Genomic DNA, 14,898 nt, shown 5'->3' on the forward strand with positions numbered 1-14,898 from the left:
ATTCGCAACCTATGTCGACAACAATGCCGGCGCCATCGTCAACTACGGGGAGCGGTACCGATGCGGGGAACGGATCTCCACCGGCTTCGTCGAATCCGCGGTCAACCAGGTAATCGCCAGGCGGTTCGTGAAGAAGCAGCAGATGCGTTGGACGCTGCGCGGAGCGCATCTACTGCTTCAGGTTCGTACCCAGGTCCTGAACGACGAGTTGCGAGCGTCCTTCGAGAGGTGGTATCCGCGCTTCGGCGCCCAGGCGCAGGTGCCGCTTGCAGCGTAGCCATCATGGAAAGGATGCTGCACTGCACACCCCCAGGAAATGGATGCTCTCCAATCTGCGAAATTCGAATAGGGAGGCCGACGTAGCAAGAGCCTGGTCTGCAAGCGAGGGCCGACGTCAAGATTGGCCGTTGGACTGTTCCGCTCGATCAAGGCTTCGATGGCGCATTTCCCGGCCGCTTAACGAGTTCGCTTCGCTGCTTCTGCACCGCTTCAAGTTGCGCAAGTTGCGCCGGACAGTCGGAAGAAGCGGCCACGAGCGCAAGCGGACTGCGCCGGAGGGCGGTGATCGACCTTTCGACCGCGGCAGCGTCGCGAGTGGTCGACACCAGACCTGCCGAGACGGCCGCCCTCGACTGACGACTGAACTTCTTCTCGAAGGCGGGCGTTCCGCAGCGTGCGGCGATCACGCGATAGTCGGCTTCTTGCTGAAGGGCGTTGGTAGGCGTCCGCTCCTGGGCCAACGCGTCGGCCAGCGGGCATAGCGCTGACACGGCCAACCCGAGGGCAAGCATTCTGATGAACGCGCTGCTGCGCACGAACGCTCCACGTTGCATGAGGTCATCGTAAGGCCTCGAGGCACTGCAGGGCGTTGTTTCGGCCCCTTCGTGGCGCAGCTACCACGTAAGCGCCACCGCTTACCAGGGCGAGCACCGGAGGCGACGCGTGCATCCTTGCAATATTTGCCGGAGCACCAGTTTGAAAAGCGCGTGGTCGCTCAGCGTGCCTCGAATAGAGAAACTCCAGAAGCCTGCCGCAAACTTTCGTGCGCCGAGTGAAAGTGGGGTTGGCCGAATACGGTCCACCACGCGGCCCAGGGCTGGGCCCGCTTGAACCGGATCGACTCGTCCCATGTCGATCGAAACTCGCGTTCGTGCCAACCGAGTTGAGCGAAGAATCCCGCGCGATCGCGGGGCGCGAATTGAAAGGTCGCGTCGGGTGTCAGTTGCGATTGCCAGAGGGAGCCCGAGGTCGCGCACAGGGCGAGGCTGATCAGGTCACCAATCCACCAGCCAACCTGCGGTTCGCCAAACAACTGCGCTGCAAGGCGGGCAACCTGGTTCTCGGTGAGGTACAGCAGCAATCCCTCTGTGAGTACGAGCACGGGTCCTGATGTGGATCTCGCGAGCGAAAGCACCGCTTCCACTGCCAGCGCATCGCACACATCTGCGACCATGTGCGAATGCCTGCAAGTCGTCTCTGTGTCGCCCAGGCAAATGCGTCGATGTACCACCATGTCCGGGAGGTCCACGTCGATCCAGTGCAAGGCGGCAGGCAGCGCCAGACGGAAGGCCCGGGTGTCCAATCCTGCGCCGAGATTGATCACCGTGCATGCGCCTTGCTCGATGCACGCCAGGACAAACTCGTCGATTACGGCCGTGCGTACGGTCATTGGGCCGGCGATCTCGTGTGCAGCAGGCATGTTGCGAACGATTGCCTCGCCCCTTGCCCCGGCCATGCGACGTGCCAAGGGGTCATCGAAGAGGGCATCAGGCCGCTCGGACTCCATTGCGCGATACATCGCCACCCACAGGGCGGTATCGGAGACATTTCTCAAGGGCGGCGAAGGGCTGGTGGTGTTCATGAAGCTGTTGGCAGGACGACCCTGGGCTGGAACAGGGGGTGCAGGCTGAACGCGCGCATCGCGGCTTCGGTGGCGTCGAGCTCGCTCAGGATGATCAGCTCTTCGTCGATGCGCTGCAAGAGCGCGACCCCCGAGCCTCCCGCGACGCGATCGGCGTGGTGCGTCCGGATGGCCTGGCATTCGGGCGACCAGGTGGCGCGAACGATGTCCTCTGTGACGATCAATGCGGCAACTCCATTGGCGAATTGTCCGTGATCGCACATGCGCTTCGTGCAACATGGCCGTGCGGTTCGCGCCGCCATGTCGTGAAGTAGAGTGCGCCACTGCGGCAAGACCCCCGACTGAGGTGCGCGCCGGTTGCACACGCACGCATCCTGGAACCTGTACGAGCGACGCTGGCAAAGGCGGGCTGCGTCTGGACGAGTTCGCGACAGACTAGAAGACCAGCATCCAGGCTCGATTGCGCATGCACCTGTTGCAGCGCCTGCAGTCCGTCATGCTGAAGGAACAGACAGCACGCTTTCTCAAGTCGGCGGTCCGTTGCCAAGGATGCGGCGAGCGTCTCGCAACAAAGACCACGAGATCGCTGGTTTACCGCACTGCCTTCTGCGAGGTCAGTTGATGTCCCAGCAAGTGGTGTAAGTCTTCTTTCACTCGCTGCACGGCAAGGCGCGTAGGGCGTAGCCCGAAGCGCCTTGCCGTGCAGCGGCCGCGCTCTTCGGGGGGTGGTCATCGTGAAGTCCGGATAAGTTTGAGGTGCGACCCACCAAACTTGTCTTGAAGGAAATCACAATGACCAACGCCACTATGGCATTAGCCGAGCTCGCCGAGAAGGGAGCCGACATCGACGTGCTGCGCCAGATGGTGCAGTTCACGGCCCAGCGCCTGATGGAGCTCGATGTCGAAGGCCGCTGCGGCGCCGCCTACGATGAGAAGAATCCCGAGCGCCTCAACAGCCGCAACCCGGCGACGCAGCCGACCGGCACACCTGCTTTCATAATCTTTCAGCCTTCTCTGCGCGATCATCGCGCAAACAGGCAGCGAGCATAACTTTACTACTTAAAAAGCACATCGTTATTACTCTTCACGCTTTCCGGCCCGAGCAGGAAGACTGCAAAGTGCAGATGAGGCGCATCGGGCGCTGCGTTGCCGGTCGTGCCGACGTAGCCGATGAGGTCGCCGCGCCGCAACTGCATGCCCTCGCGCAAGCCGTCGGCGTAGCGATCGAGGTGGGCGTAGTAATAGGCCAGCTGGCTGGCCGGGTCGAACTGGTAGATGGTGAGCCCGCCGGGCTTGCTGTCGAACAGCTTGACCAGCGTGCCGTCATCCACGGCGCGCACCGGCGTGCCGCGCGGGGCCATGATGTCGATGGCCTCGTGGCGGTGCCCGGGGCGGCCGTCGTCGAAGGTGTCGCGCACCGTATCGGGCCGGACGCCGTCCACCGGGAATTGCAAGGCGCGGGCGGCCAGCAGCGCCGACCCGGCGCCATCGCCGTCGGCTTGCGCCATCGTCCAACCTGAAGCGGCAAGCCACGGTGCAGCCCTCAACAGTTGTCGTCGCAACATGCGCGTCAGTTTTTCATGCCTTGACTTCAACCGCGAAGCCCGCCCTCGCCAACTGCGACAGCCGTGCCGCGTCCCAGTTGGTCAAGTGGATGCAGCCGTTGGTTTCCTCATGCCCGACGCGATCGGGCGCCGGTGTGCCGTGGATGCCCCAATGCGGCTTGGACAGGCCCATCCATAAGTTGCCGATCGGGTTGTTCGGCCCCGCCGCAACGTCCACCTTCACCGCATCCACCGGGGCCTTCTTGAGGAGGGACGGGTCGTACGTGAAAATCGGATCCTTCACCTCATTGATGATCTTCATCTTGCCCAAGGGCAGCGGGTCAAGCGGACCGCCTATGCTGATCGGGAAGCCGGCCAGCGGCTATGCCCGTGCCGTCGAGCACGTATAGCATGTGTTCGCTCTTGACGACTTCGATCGACTTCGCGGCCTTCACGACACTGGCATCGGCCGTGCCCGTGACGTTGACCACCACGATCTCGTCGCCGACCTGAAATTTCGCGCCCCGGTTCAGCTCGCGAGTAATGACAATGTGTTTGTTGCTATTTAGCAAAACCCATTTAAATCAATGAGTTAACGCGTCGCGGAGTGACTGCGAGCACAACATTACTTCGCATTTTCCGGTAGTAATTTCGTGCTTTTCCGCCTTGCTGTAGTAAAGAAATGCCAATTTGCCGTGATCCGCATGAGCACATGTTTACTACTCAAAGACCGACGGCGCGATGAATCCGGCGCGGCCAATGGCGGCGAACGCCGCGTTTTGAGAGTGAAGGTGCGCCCTCCCCCGGCGACAAGTTCCAAGCCACGCGTTGAACCCCGCTCATAGACGTTGGGCGCGCTCGCAATGTCGACTGCGCGAACATCGCGCAAGGCGACCTGCGAGCACACTTTTACTACGCTACAAGCACAATTTCATTACACCTCACGGCTCTGGAGTTCCGCGAACACGGTGGTGGCGCCGACCAGTAGCACCACCACGCTGATGATGCCAGCGATCAGGCCATTGTCGGTGTCGGCGGCGGCGCGCAGCATGGCTTCCACCGCGGTCGCGCCGTCCTGCCCGACCAGGCCACCGATCTGCCCCACGATCTGGTCCTGCGCCGCCTCGCGCCCGAAGATCGCGCCAGCGACCGCAATGACGATCACCCGCAACGGCGCGAGCGAGAAGATGGTGTAGTAGGAGATTGCAGCGCCCATGCTGGGCGCGTAGTCGTCGATCCAGGCCATGACCGCCTTGCGGCACAGCTCGTAGAGGTGCTTCGGCTTCATGGCTTTCTGCCTCCTTTGGCCATAGCGTTATTCGAAGTTTCTCCAGCCTGCGGCTTCGCATCCGTCGTGCGCTTTGCTAGGCCGCTGTTGCTTGCTTCGCCGGTCGCGATCTGCCGGCGATGTGGGCGGGACGCCTACGTTTTGCGAAGGTAGCGGCCGGTCACGCTCGCAGGCGCTGCGCCGATGGCGTCCGGTGTCCCTTCCGCCACGATGCGGCCGCCTTCGTCGCCCGCACCCGGGCCCATGTCGATCACCCAATCGCTCGCAGCGATCACGCGCAGTTCGTGCTCGACCACGACCACGGTGTTGCCGGCGTCGACGAGCCCATCGAGCTGTTCCATGAGCTTGTCGACGTCGGACGCGTGTAGGCCGGCGGTCGGCTCGTCGAGCACATAGAGCGTGTGACCGCGCTGCACGCGCTGCAGCTCGGTCGCGAGCTTGATGCGCTGGGCTTCGCCGCCCGAGAGTTCCGTGGCCGGCTGACCCAGGCGCAGGTAGCCGAGACCGATCGCCTCGAGCAAGGCCAGCGGCCGGTGCACGGCCGGCTCCGTGGCGAAGAAGGCCACGGCCTCGCTGACCGTGAGGGCCAGCACTTCGGCAATGTTGCGCCCCTGCCACCGGACCCTGAGCGTGGCCTCGTTGTAGCGGGCGCCGTGGCAGGTTGGGCAGGGCGCATAGACGCTCGGCATGAAGAGCAGCTCGACGCTGACGAAGCCCTCGCCCTCGCAGGTGTCGCACCAGCCCTTGGCCACGTTGAAGGAGAAGCGGCCGGCGTCGTAGCGCAGCCGCCTCGCGGCCGCCGTGCCCGCGAAGAGCTTGCGCACCGCATCGAAGAGGCCGGTGTAGGTGGCGAGATTGGAGCGCGGCGTGCGGCCGATCGGCTTCTGGTCGACGCGCACGATGCGCCGGATTGCTTCGACACCGCTGGCGATGTGTCCGGTCATCGTGCCCGGCGGCAGGGCTTCCGCATCCTGCGCTTCGTCCTCAGCCTCGGGCGGCTCATGGCCGAGATGCCCCGCGACGAGTTCGATCAAGGCTTGGCTGACCAGGCTCGACTTGCCCGAGCCCGAGACCCCGGTGACCGTGGTGAACACGCCCAGCGGAAAGGCGGCTTCGAGTTGGTGCAGGTTGTTGCGCGTCACGTTGGCCAGGTGCAGCCAGTTGACTGGCACTCGCGGGGGTCGCTTGCGCTTCGCCGCTTCGGCGAACAGGTAGCGCGCGGTGTGCGAGCCGGCCACGCCGCGCAGACCCGCCGGCGGCCCGCTGTAGAGCACGCGGCCGCCCAGTTCACCGGCATCCGGCCCGACGTCGACGAGCCAGTCGGCGTGGCGCATCACGTCGAGATCGTGCTCCACGACGAAGATCGAATTGCCGGAGCGCTTGAGACGGTCCAGCGCCACGCGCAGCGCCTCGCCATCGGCAGGGTGAAGGCCTGTCAACTGTGCCGGGAGGCAAGAGGCAGCAGTGACACATTTCCTTTTCTCTACGGATCGGCGTTCTTGTCACCTACCCGCGCCATGAGGTGATGCGCGGCAACCATCGCCTCACGTTAGCCCGGTAGCGCTTGTACTCGTCGCCAAACTGCTCGCCCAGCGCAGGTTCTTCGTAGGCGATAACGAACAAGAAAAATCCGGCCCACACGATCGCGCCGTACCCCAGCACCGTGACGCTCCCGAACAGGAGGCCTTGGCCGGCGATCAACGCCGTGACTGCGACGTACATTGGATTGCGGACGTAGCGATAGAACCCGGTGACGACGAGGCGCTTGGGAGGCATCACGGGCGCCGGTGTGCCGAGGCCGTGCCACGCGAAGCGAGCGAAAGAATCGAGCAAGATGGGTAACCCGGCGCCGATCAGGGCGGCGCCGAGCACGCGCGCGAGCGGGAATAGCGGAAGTGCGAAGTGCCAGTGCGTGAGGTACCAAGGGACGAACACGGCAAGCGTGCCTGGAGCGATGACCAGGAAGATCGCGGAACCGATGATCGCGGCGGCGCGCTGCACGACGGAATCATACTCAACGCCGCCGCGATTGAGGCCGTTCGCACGCCCATCCGAGGCGACCAGGGTTCATCGACAGGCCCCCAATTTTTAATGTCGATAACGGGGGTTTGTCGCGGACTGACACGAGTCGGCGCCTCGCGGCGCATGACCATGTCCTCGATGCTGCTCACTTAGATGAAGCACACCGACACGGCGGCGACTGTCGCGACCGACAATAGCCGCCACGGTTTAAGGATGACATGCCGCGCACCGGTGCGCGCTGAACGCGACCACTTCGCCCGGACTGCGCTTGGCCAAGGTGTTGCGCGAATTCAGGTGTCTATGCAGCGGTTGCTCGCGCCACCGGCGGGAGAGCGCCGATCTGCCCTCGCCGTCATCCGGACGGCCGACGCGCGCTAGCCGTCCCACGGCGTGAACCGCTCGTACAACATCCACTGAGCCAGCGCAAGGCATGGACCACATTCGCGCGGCGCGGGCTCGGTGAGCCGCGGCTGCTGTGTGCGCCCGGGGCGCGTCGGGCAGACACTGAGCATCGACCACGGCCTCAACGGCATGTCGCTCGACGCCTCGCCCTTCCTGCTAACGGCTCCGCCCTGACGACCATCCCCCCGCGGTGGTCAGCGAGGAGCCGCGCATCGCCATCAGCAGACGATCGACACTTCGTGGCGATCCGGGTATTTGGGATCGCGCTTCGTGAGCAACGCCCTTTATCCCGTCGGCTTGCGGCGCTGAACCGACCCGCGCGACTCGCGTCCAATCCCCATGCGCGGCCGCCTTTTCGCAACACTGCTTGTCTTCGGCCTGGCCGGCGCCGCAACCTATGCCGTGGCGACCGGCTGGCTCGCGATTCCCGACGACTACAACCCCTGGGGGGAACTCGATGCGGCTGCGCAACCCAATCTGCTCACGTCGATCAAGCTGCGCCGAGCGCGCGAAGATGCGATGCGTTGCTTCACGTCGCTGCGGCAGCTCGATGTGAAGTACACCGGTGTGCCGGACCGCGACACCGGCCCCGGTTGTGGCTTCAGGGATGCGCTGCGGATGTCCGGCGTCGGCGCGTTGAAGTTGCAGCCGTCGGTAATCCTCAGTTGTCGCGCGGCGCTCTCGTTCGGCATGTGGGAGCGGCATGCGCTGCAGCCCGCCGCACGTGAGCACCTGGGTGCCCCGCTGGTGGCGGTTCGCAACCTCGGCAGCTATGCCTGCCGCGACGTCAACACCGGCGAGCCCGTCCCCGAGGGCGCGCGCCGTAGCCGGCATGCCACGGCGGACGCCATCGACATCGCCGCCTTCGTGCCTGCCGAAGGCCGTGCGGTCACGCTTGTGGACGACTGGACCCGCCGAGATGGCGTCGCGCAGCCGGGCCGGGCGCCATTCCTGCGTGACGCGCATGCCGGCGCCTGCAGGTTCTTCGACGGCGTGCTCGGGCCCGATTACAACGCGGTGCATTACGACCACTTTCACCTCGAAGATGGCGGATGGCGCTCCTGCCGCTGATGTCCGAAGGGGCGCCTACATACGCCAAGAGCGGCCCCACACCGGTCCGTGCTTGGGCGGCCCCGGGCTTTCTTCGTTTTGAACGGTTCGGCAGCAGGAGCAGGTCATCTCGATTCGCGCCGTGCGTGGAAGGAGAGTTTTCTGCGGATTCGCTCAGGGCAGGTTTGTGATGGAATCGGGCAAGCAGGGAATGTCGCTGCCCAATACTATGGCGATGCCGGGCACCACAGCGTGGCCACCGTGATGGGCTACTACCGCGCGGAGAGCTCACTCAACAACAAGGCCAGTCGCATGCTCGATGATGAGTGACCTGGAAGGACGGCGCCTCGGGGCGGCTTGCCGAATTGCGCAGCACGTTCGTTCGATCCGGCTCGCATGTCACGGCGCCGCGACACAGAAGGCGCGCTGTGGACAAACCCTTCTCCATCGCGCAGTTCGATCACCGCCTAGAGACGGCCCTGTTTTCGATGAGCCCTCCCCGTCACTCGCAGCGCCGGGAATTTGTGGACTTTTGTTTGCCAAAAGTCAACTTCCAGTTGTCCCCTTGGCCGGTGCATGACTTTGTGGATAACCTTGAGGGGCAACGCGCCGAAGCCGCGCTGCGCTTGGCGTTCCACACGGTGCCCAGCGAATGAGCAAGGTGCTCGTTCGCGCAACATTTGCAGAGGGTTACTTCTCGCTAGGCCGCATCGATGTGGTGCCAAACGGCTGGTCGGCTTCGGCACGCCCTCACGCCTCGCACAACCGGTTTCGCTTGGGGGTTGAGGGCCAAGGAAGGACTGCGGTAACTCTCGAATCGCCTGGGGCCGACCGAGCTTGCCGCACATCGTGCTCGACTGGCCCGGCTGGCAAGGCCCGAGGTCGATCGAAAAGTTCCTTCAAGTCCGCAGCCTGAAGCGCGACGAACACCTATTGGTGCCGACCTTCGTTGACATGCCGCTCGTGGTGGCGCGCACCGCCCTCGTGAGCACCATGCCCTCGCGGATGGCCCAAGGCTTTGCCGCGACACACGCGCCGAAATGCTTCGAGGCGCCCCTGGACGGCCTTGACGTACCCTGCCATGGCACAGCCGGCAGGACAGCGGCCCGGCGCACCGGTGGATGCGCGAGTTGCTGGTGGATTTTTGCGCCCACGTCTAGTGATGGCGGCACAAGCCGAATAACAAACATGTGATGTATTGCTTTAATGGCATCCCGGTTCTAAGATACATGCTTTCTACATCTTTAAAGCCATGCTGACCGTTGCCCAAAAAGCCATCATCTCCGCCACCGTTCCGCTGCTCGAAACCGGCGGCGAGGCGCTGACCACGCATTTCTATCGCATCCTGCTGGGCGAACATCCCGAGGTTCGGCCGCTGTTCAACCAGGCGAGCCAAGCCAATGGCGAGCAACCGCGCGCACTGGCCAACGGCGTCTTGATGTACGCGCGGCACATCGACAGGCTCGAAGCGCTTGGTGATCTGGCGGCACAGATCGTCAACAAGCACGTCGCCTTGCAGGTCTTGCCCGAGCACTATCCGATCGTCGGCGCCTGCCTGTTGCGCGCGATCCGCGAAGTGCTGGGTGCCGAGGTGGCGACCGACGCCGTGATCGACGCCTGGGCTGCCGCCTACGACCAATTGGCAAACCTGCTGATCGGCGCGGAGGCTGCTGCCTATGACCGCAACGCGAGCGCACCGGGTGGCTGGCGGGGCGCCCGCCCCTTCCGCGTCGCGCGCAAGGAAGTCGAGAGCGACGAGATCACTTCGTTCTACCTGGTGCCCGTCGACGAACAACCGGTCCTCGATTTCGAGCCGGGGCAATACATCAGCCTTCGCCTGCAAGTGAACGGCCAGGAAGTGCGTCGCAACTACTCCCTTTCGGCCGCACCGAACGGCTACAGCTACCGGATCAGCGTCAAGCGCGAACCCGGCGGCGTGGTCTCCAACCACCTGCATGACGAAGTGCAAGAAGGCAGCACGCTCGACGTTTTCCCGCCTTCGGGAGCCTTCACGCTGGCGCACAGCGAGCGTCCGCTGGTGCTGATCAGTGGCGGCGTCGGGATCACACCCACTTTGGCCATGCTGGAATCGGCGCTGAGAACGGCGCGGCCGATCCGCTTCGTCCATTGCGCACGTTCACACAAGGTCCACGCGTTTCGCGCGTCGATCGACGCGCTCGCCAAGAAGCATCCCCAATTGGAGCGCTTCTACTGCTACGACGAAGCACCGCAACCGCGTTCGGACGCACAGCCGCATGCCGTCGGGCGACTTGATGCGCAAACGCTTTCGCAATGGATGCCTGCTGCCACGCAGGACGTGCGGGACGTGGATGCGTACTTCCTGGGGCCCAAGCCCTTCATGCGGCAGATCAAGCGCTCCCTCCGGGAATTGGGCGTGCCAGAGCACCAGATGCGCTATGAATTCTTTGGACCCGCGAGCGCTCTGGATTGACCTTGAACGCGGCGCCGGCGCGCTGGGCTCACTCCGACCGCCCTGCCTCCCGCCGTTTCGGTGGCACGGGTTCGCTCAAAAGCGCTTGTGCCACGGCCGGCACGACCTCGATGCTCGGGCGCGTCATGCGGCGCTGCCACGTGACCTCCTGCCACAGCGGCAGCACCATCAGCGCGGGGCTTCCGTTGGCGATATCTGCCAAGCTGTAGCGGTCGAGTTCGTCCAGGAAGGCCTGCATGGCACGGGCCAGCACCGCGGCGAGTTCACAGCCGCCTGTCAGCACGCACCGGTTGTCTTCGCCGAAGCACTCGACCAGGGCGAAGTCGGTTTCAAGGTGGCGCACGATGCTGCCGAGCTTGAGCTTCGAGGGATGCATGGACAAGCGCATGCCCCCGTTTCGCCCGCGCACCGTTTCGACCCAGCCGGATTTGCCCAGCATGTGGGTGACCTTCATCAGGTGGGCATAGGAGATGTCGAAGGCCTTTGAAAGATCGGCGATCGTGACCAGCGACTCGGTGCGCGTGGCCAGGACAAGCAGCACGCGCAAGGAGTAGTCGGTGAACAGCGTGAGGCGCATGGGTCGTTGAAAGCAATACGATATATCCATTTTATCGGCCCACCGCGCGCGCAAAGTCCCGGGCGCGCGAGCCCCCTCTCGAGGAGGATGGCATGAAACGCCCGATCACCGGCTACACGCAGGACGAAGAGGGCCATTGGGTCGCGCTGCTTTCCTGTGGTCATCCACAGCACGTACGGCACGATCCACCGATGGTGTCGCGGCCTTGGGTCGTGGACGAGGAAGGCCGCCAAGCGCATCTGGGCTCGTTGCTCGACTGCGTGCGCTGCGAACGCTTCGAACTGCCGGCGCATTTCCAAGCCTACCGCCGCACCCCGGTGTTCACGCAAGACACGGTGCCCGCCGGACTGCGCAAGGACCACACGACACGCGCCGGTACCTGGGGGAAGATCCATGTCCTGGAAGGTCAACTGCGCTACCGCGTGGACGAATGGAAGGTCGACACGGTGGTGACACAAGCAGCGCCCGGCATCGTCGTGCCGGAAGTGCTGCACAACGTCGAGCCACTCGGTCCGGTGCGCTTCTTCGTCGAGTTCTATGGCGCGCCAGAAGGAGAATGAATAACCAACTCGCGTAGATCACCGCTCGAAGAGCGAGACCAGCATGTGCCTCATGCGACGGCCAATGTCAGCCCTTCCCACACAAGAAAAATCGACCTTTCGGCAAGCGGTCTTGCGACGGCCAGTCCGGTGTCGGGCTGTGACCGACATCGGAGACCTGCCCCAGCGGGAACCCCGACGACCATCTGGATAGGCATGAAGGATAGGGCCTCGGGATGCGCAAGGGCACGCTGCCAGGGCGCGAGCAAGGGCCCTGGGGCCAGCACCGCCGTGAAGCCGCGGCGCGTGGCATGGCGTAGCGTAGAAGAAACTAGATCTAGTATCGGCTGTGCGCGCCGTGTACCTGTGCCGGCTTCTCGCGTAGTCACAGATTTACCGTCACCAGACAGAAGGTAAATCTGGTACTTCGCAACCGCGCAAAGCAACTTCGATACTTCGCGAATCCAGCGCCTCGAGGGCTGCGTAAGGTGTTGAATCATGAGGAGTTTTGCAGCGAGGTTCCTCGGACGCACCACGGCCACGTGCGCCAGAGAGGCGCGTCGGGCGCCATGACAGCAGCCACGAAGGAGCTGAGCGCAGGACTTCGTTCATGGAGTGATGGTCCTGCGAATCCGGGCGCTGACAGATCCAAACGTCTGGGCATAGCACTGCAAGTCCGCCAGATAGCAGCTGCACGAAGCCGCCTCCAGGCCCGCCCTGTCCAGCACCTTCATCTCGCCGCGCTTGTACGAGATGAGTCCATCACGCTGAAGCAGCGTTGCTGCTTCCGAGATTCCACTGCGGCGTGCGCCGAGCATATAAGCCAGGAACTCCTGCGTCACGCTGAACCGATCGGAATGTGCCCGGTCGTGGCTCATCAACAGCCATCTTGCAAGGCGGGGTGCCACCTGATGGAAGCGTACACAGGTGAGCGAAGTCGTGAGCTGCGAATTGAGGACATGGACGTACCGGTCCAACACCTGCTTGAGCACCTTGCAGCTGTCGAGTTCTGCTCGGAATGTCTGGATCGGGATACGCAACGCCGACCCCATACCCTGAACCAGGGCCTGAACCGGTGCTTCCACGATACCCAGCACGACCTGGGCCCCGACCATGCCCTCGGTGCCGACCATGCCAACCTCGAGGCTCGGGTTGCCTTCGCTGGTAGTCACGAGCGACACAAACCCGCTGGTCGGAAAGTAGACGTAGCCGGGATTTTCCCCGGTGCGGAACAGCACCGCGGACAGGTCCAGCGGCATGGCCACCGACAGCGTCAGCAAGCGCTTTCGGTCGCGCGCTGGCAACCCGGCAAGAAGATGATTTCCGACGGTGGCCAAGGCATCTCTCTCCAAGGTTGATCCTCCATTGGCGGAGGCACACCTCGGGTGGCGTTGGCTGGCTACCGTTGGATGGAAACCGAGTATGCGCTATCTGCCAGGATCCGGCCGGGGCAGCAGACGCTCGTACTCCTTCTTGACCACCTGGTAGCACTCGCAGGTACGCTTTTCGAGCCCAGGACGATCCAGCACCGAAATCCGCCCCCGTGCGTAACGAATGAGCCCGGCTGCCTGCAGTTGCGACGCAGCCTGTGTCATCTCAAGGTCGTCGCCGTCAAGACGATCAAGGCTCAACAGCAACCAGCGGCAAAGTTGCTGATCCAGCGAATGATGGCGATTGCACACCGCTGTCTGGGACATCTGGGCGATGAGGGCCTGGGTGTAGCAAAGCAGCAGGCGCAAGACCGGCCCGGCTCGACTGAATTCGGCATTCAACGCATGCGCGCCAAGCCGGTAGCCTTGGCCCGCACTTTGCACGACCGCTCGATTGGGCGTCGAGTTGCCGCCCATGAAGAGCGAAACGCCGACCAAGCCCTCCCTGCCGACGACCGCAATCTCGGCCGACGCGCCGTTCTCCAGAACGTACAGCAGAGAGACGATCGCCGTCGTCGGAAAGTAAACATGCCGCAATGTTGAATCAGACTCGAAAACTACATGCCCGAGAGGCAAGTCAACCGGCTCCAGATCTGGCAGCCATCGCTCGAGTTCGGCCACCGGCAGTGCCGAGAGCAGGTGGTTCCTCTTGACCTCCGACGCTGTCGCCATCTTCCGGTTCACCCCGACGCTTGGGCGCACAGAACATTGACGCCACCACGGCCAAAAGTATATGGAGCGCCTACGGCCGGTCTGTTCGGTAGCGGACATAGGTGTTCTGGTGACGATGTCTTTCTCGGTCCCTCGTCCAGCGATGCGGCGGGTCAGGGAAGTTCACAGCTCGCGGCCTGTCGCTTCGTCCTTCGCCGCGTCTCCTGAGGACACGAATAAGTTCGCCTTATGTTCGGTTCCGGACGTAGTTATGCGCGCCAATGGGCTAAGGTGACCCCACCGGGCGCTCCGGCGCAGCCCTTCCTGGAGGCAGCAAAATGAGTGCGAACAATCGTCCTGATTGGCAATGGAACCGCGACGGCAACAACGCCGGTTCCAATTCCTCTGCGTCTAGGCAGTTGCCGGGAGAAAAGAGTCGGACGCCCGCAACGTCGGATGCTCAGGAGGAGTTCGGCTCGACCAGCCCGGATCGGGCGGCGGTGCGCAACATCTACTTGTTGTTCGAATCCTACCAATCCGGTGGAAAGCGGGTGGATTCACTGGCCGACCTTCAGTGGTCGCGCTTGCTGTCGCATTCGGCCAGCGCACGGGACGATGCTTGTCCACCACCCTCAGGCCGCATGTGGATTCGCGCTGCCTGCCTCCTGATTGCGGCTGCGACGGTGTTGTGTGGCTGGGTCTGGCTGGTTCGACTTTTACTGGCGCCATGACTTCGAGTACAGGCGCGTTCCTTCAGTACCGCGAGCGATTCCACGCATCCTTTTCTGCCTGGAGTCGGCGCTATGCCCATTGAATCGACATCGCCTCAGCTCCCGTCCGACCCGTTGGCAACCGATGGCTGGATCGGGACGCCGGAGTTCCCCGGCTACCGCGCGAACAATGTCGTGGTGAGACTCGATCATGAGCCTCAGGTCGACCCCGAACACCTGTACTTCCACCTGCTCCTGCTCGATGCCAATGGCCAACTCCAGGACAACCACTCGGGCCCGTGCCTGGCGCTCGCGCGGCACCAGTCATTGCCGGAGCGAATTCGCTTCGTACGCGTCGTCGCTGAACTGGTC

At 63.6% G+C, this 14,898-nt stretch carries 17 protein-coding genes and 3 pseudogenes; 8 read left to right on the forward strand and 12 right to left on the reverse strand.

Features of this window, described 5'->3' with window-relative positions; translation table 11 throughout:
- A pseudogene (locus tag WKW82_RS38645) lies at positions 1-277 on the forward strand (ISKra4 family transposase); the annotation flags it as partial.
- Positions 278-425: 148 nt separating this feature from the next.
- Here WKW82_RS38645 and WKW82_RS38650 read toward each other — a convergent pair.
- The 3 genes from WKW82_RS38650 to WKW82_RS38660 form a co-directional block, all read right to left on the reverse strand.
- Positions 426-815, reverse strand: coding sequence for a hypothetical protein (locus WKW82_RS38650; RefSeq protein WP_340348527.1), 390 nt, complete (start codon positions 813-815; stop codon positions 426-428).
- A 179-nt stretch (positions 816-994) separates the two neighbouring features.
- Positions 995-1,861 (reverse strand): class I SAM-dependent methyltransferase, encoded by an 867-nt coding sequence (locus WKW82_RS38655; RefSeq protein ID WP_340348528.1) that lies wholly within the window; start codon positions 1,859-1,861, stop codon positions 995-997.
- Entirely contained in the window at positions 1,858-2,163 is a 306-nt protein-coding gene (locus tag WKW82_RS38660) for a hypothetical protein (protein WP_340348529.1), read from the reverse strand. Before WKW82_RS38660 ends, WKW82_RS38655 begins: the two co-directional genes overlap by 4 nt.
- 490 nt (positions 2,164-2,653) lie before the next feature.
- Here WKW82_RS38660 and WKW82_RS38665 point away from each other — a divergent pair.
- Positions 2,654-2,824, forward strand: a pseudogene (locus WKW82_RS38665) (IS256 family transposase); the annotation flags it as partial.
- Between the two features lie 92 nt (positions 2,825-2,916).
- On the opposite strand, the gene WKW82_RS38670 reads toward WKW82_RS38665, so the two are convergent.
- From WKW82_RS38670 to WKW82_RS38695, 6 genes and pseudogenes are all read right to left on the reverse strand, one after another.
- Positions 2,917-3,426, reverse strand: a complete 510-nt coding sequence (locus tag WKW82_RS38670; protein ID WP_340348530.1) for a M23 family metallopeptidase — start codon at positions 3,424-3,426, stop codon at positions 2,917-2,919.
- A gap of 13 nt (positions 3,427-3,439) precedes the next feature.
- Positions 3,440-3,727, reverse strand: coding sequence for a L,D-transpeptidase (locus WKW82_RS38675; RefSeq protein WP_340348531.1), 288 nt, complete (start codon positions 3,725-3,727; stop codon positions 3,440-3,442).
- A 19-nt stretch (positions 3,728-3,746) separates the two neighbouring features.
- Positions 3,747-3,977 carry a hypothetical protein gene (locus WKW82_RS38680; RefSeq protein WP_340348532.1) on the reverse strand — a complete coding sequence of 77 codons (231 nt, stop codon included), beginning with the start codon at positions 3,975-3,977 and terminating at the stop codon, positions 3,747-3,749.
- Between the two features lie 362 nt (positions 3,978-4,339).
- Positions 4,340-4,693 (reverse strand): YihY/virulence factor BrkB family protein, encoded by a 354-nt coding sequence (locus WKW82_RS38685; protein ID WP_340348533.1) that lies wholly within the window; start codon positions 4,691-4,693, stop codon positions 4,340-4,342.
- A gap of 134 nt (positions 4,694-4,827) precedes the next feature.
- Positions 4,828-6,126 (reverse strand): annotated as a pseudogene (locus WKW82_RS38690) (excinuclease ABC subunit UvrA); the annotation flags it as partial.
- 73 nt (positions 6,127-6,199) lie between these two features.
- Entirely contained in the window at positions 6,200-6,694 is a 495-nt protein-coding gene (locus WKW82_RS38695) for a methyltransferase family protein (RefSeq protein ID WP_340348534.1), read from the reverse strand.
- A 762-nt stretch (positions 6,695-7,456) separates the two neighbouring features.
- Between WKW82_RS38695 and WKW82_RS38700 the strand changes: the two genes are divergently transcribed.
- From WKW82_RS38700 to hmpA, 3 genes are all read left to right on the forward strand, one after another.
- Positions 7,457-8,188 (forward strand): extensin-like domain-containing protein, encoded by a 732-nt coding sequence (locus WKW82_RS38700; RefSeq protein WP_340348535.1) that lies wholly within the window; start codon positions 7,457-7,459, stop codon positions 8,186-8,188.
- A 407-nt stretch (positions 8,189-8,595) separates the two neighbouring features.
- Positions 8,596-8,823 (forward strand): hypothetical protein, encoded by a 228-nt coding sequence (locus WKW82_RS38705; protein WP_340348536.1) that lies wholly within the window; start codon positions 8,596-8,598, stop codon positions 8,821-8,823.
- A 596-nt stretch (positions 8,824-9,419) separates the two neighbouring features.
- On the forward strand, positions 9,420-10,619 hold the full coding sequence (hmpA, locus tag WKW82_RS38710; protein ID WP_340348537.1) for an NO-inducible flavohemoprotein: 1,200 nt from the start codon (positions 9,420-9,422) through the stop codon (positions 10,617-10,619).
- 28 nt (positions 10,620-10,647) lie between these two features.
- Here the strand turns inward: hmpA and WKW82_RS38715 are convergent, their stop codons facing one another.
- A complete protein-coding gene (locus WKW82_RS38715; protein WP_340348538.1) occupies positions 10,648-11,196 on the reverse strand; it encodes an RrF2 family transcriptional regulator in 549 nt (182 codons plus the stop codon).
- 92 nt (positions 11,197-11,288) lie between these two features.
- On the opposite strand from WKW82_RS38715, the gene WKW82_RS38720 reads away from it, so the two are divergent.
- Complete coding sequence (locus WKW82_RS38720; RefSeq protein WP_340348539.1) at positions 11,289-11,756, forward strand: DUF3565 domain-containing protein; 468 nt, start codon at positions 11,289-11,291, stop codon at positions 11,754-11,756.
- 587 nt (positions 11,757-12,343) lie between these two features.
- Here the strand turns inward: WKW82_RS38720 and WKW82_RS38725 are convergent.
- Positions 12,344-13,072 carry a Crp/Fnr family transcriptional regulator gene (locus WKW82_RS38725; protein ID WP_340348540.1) on the reverse strand — a complete coding sequence of 243 codons (729 nt, stop codon included), beginning with the start codon at positions 13,070-13,072 and terminating at the stop codon, positions 12,344-12,346.
- Positions 13,073-13,162: 90 nt separating this feature from the next.
- Positions 13,163-13,837 carry a Crp/Fnr family transcriptional regulator gene (locus WKW82_RS38730; protein WP_340348541.1) on the reverse strand — a complete coding sequence of 225 codons (675 nt, stop codon included), beginning with the start codon at positions 13,835-13,837 and terminating at the stop codon, positions 13,163-13,165.
- A gap of 317 nt (positions 13,838-14,154) precedes the next feature.
- Between WKW82_RS38730 and WKW82_RS38735 the strand changes: the two genes are divergently transcribed.
- The gene (locus WKW82_RS38735) at positions 14,155-14,547 is read left to right on the forward strand and encodes a hypothetical protein (RefSeq protein WP_340348542.1); all 393 of its coding nucleotides are present in this window, start codon (positions 14,155-14,157) and stop codon (positions 14,545-14,547) included.
- Positions 14,548-14,619: 72 nt separating this feature from the next.
- A partial coding sequence (locus tag WKW82_RS38740; RefSeq protein ID WP_340348543.1) for a hypothetical protein occupies positions 14,620-14,898 on the forward strand: 279 nt, incomplete at its 3' end.

This window comes from Variovorax rhizosphaerae, from assembly GCF_037889975.1.
In the GTDB taxonomy this organism is placed as follows: Bacteria; Pseudomonadota; Gammaproteobacteria; order Burkholderiales; family Burkholderiaceae_C; genus Variovorax; species Variovorax rhizosphaerae.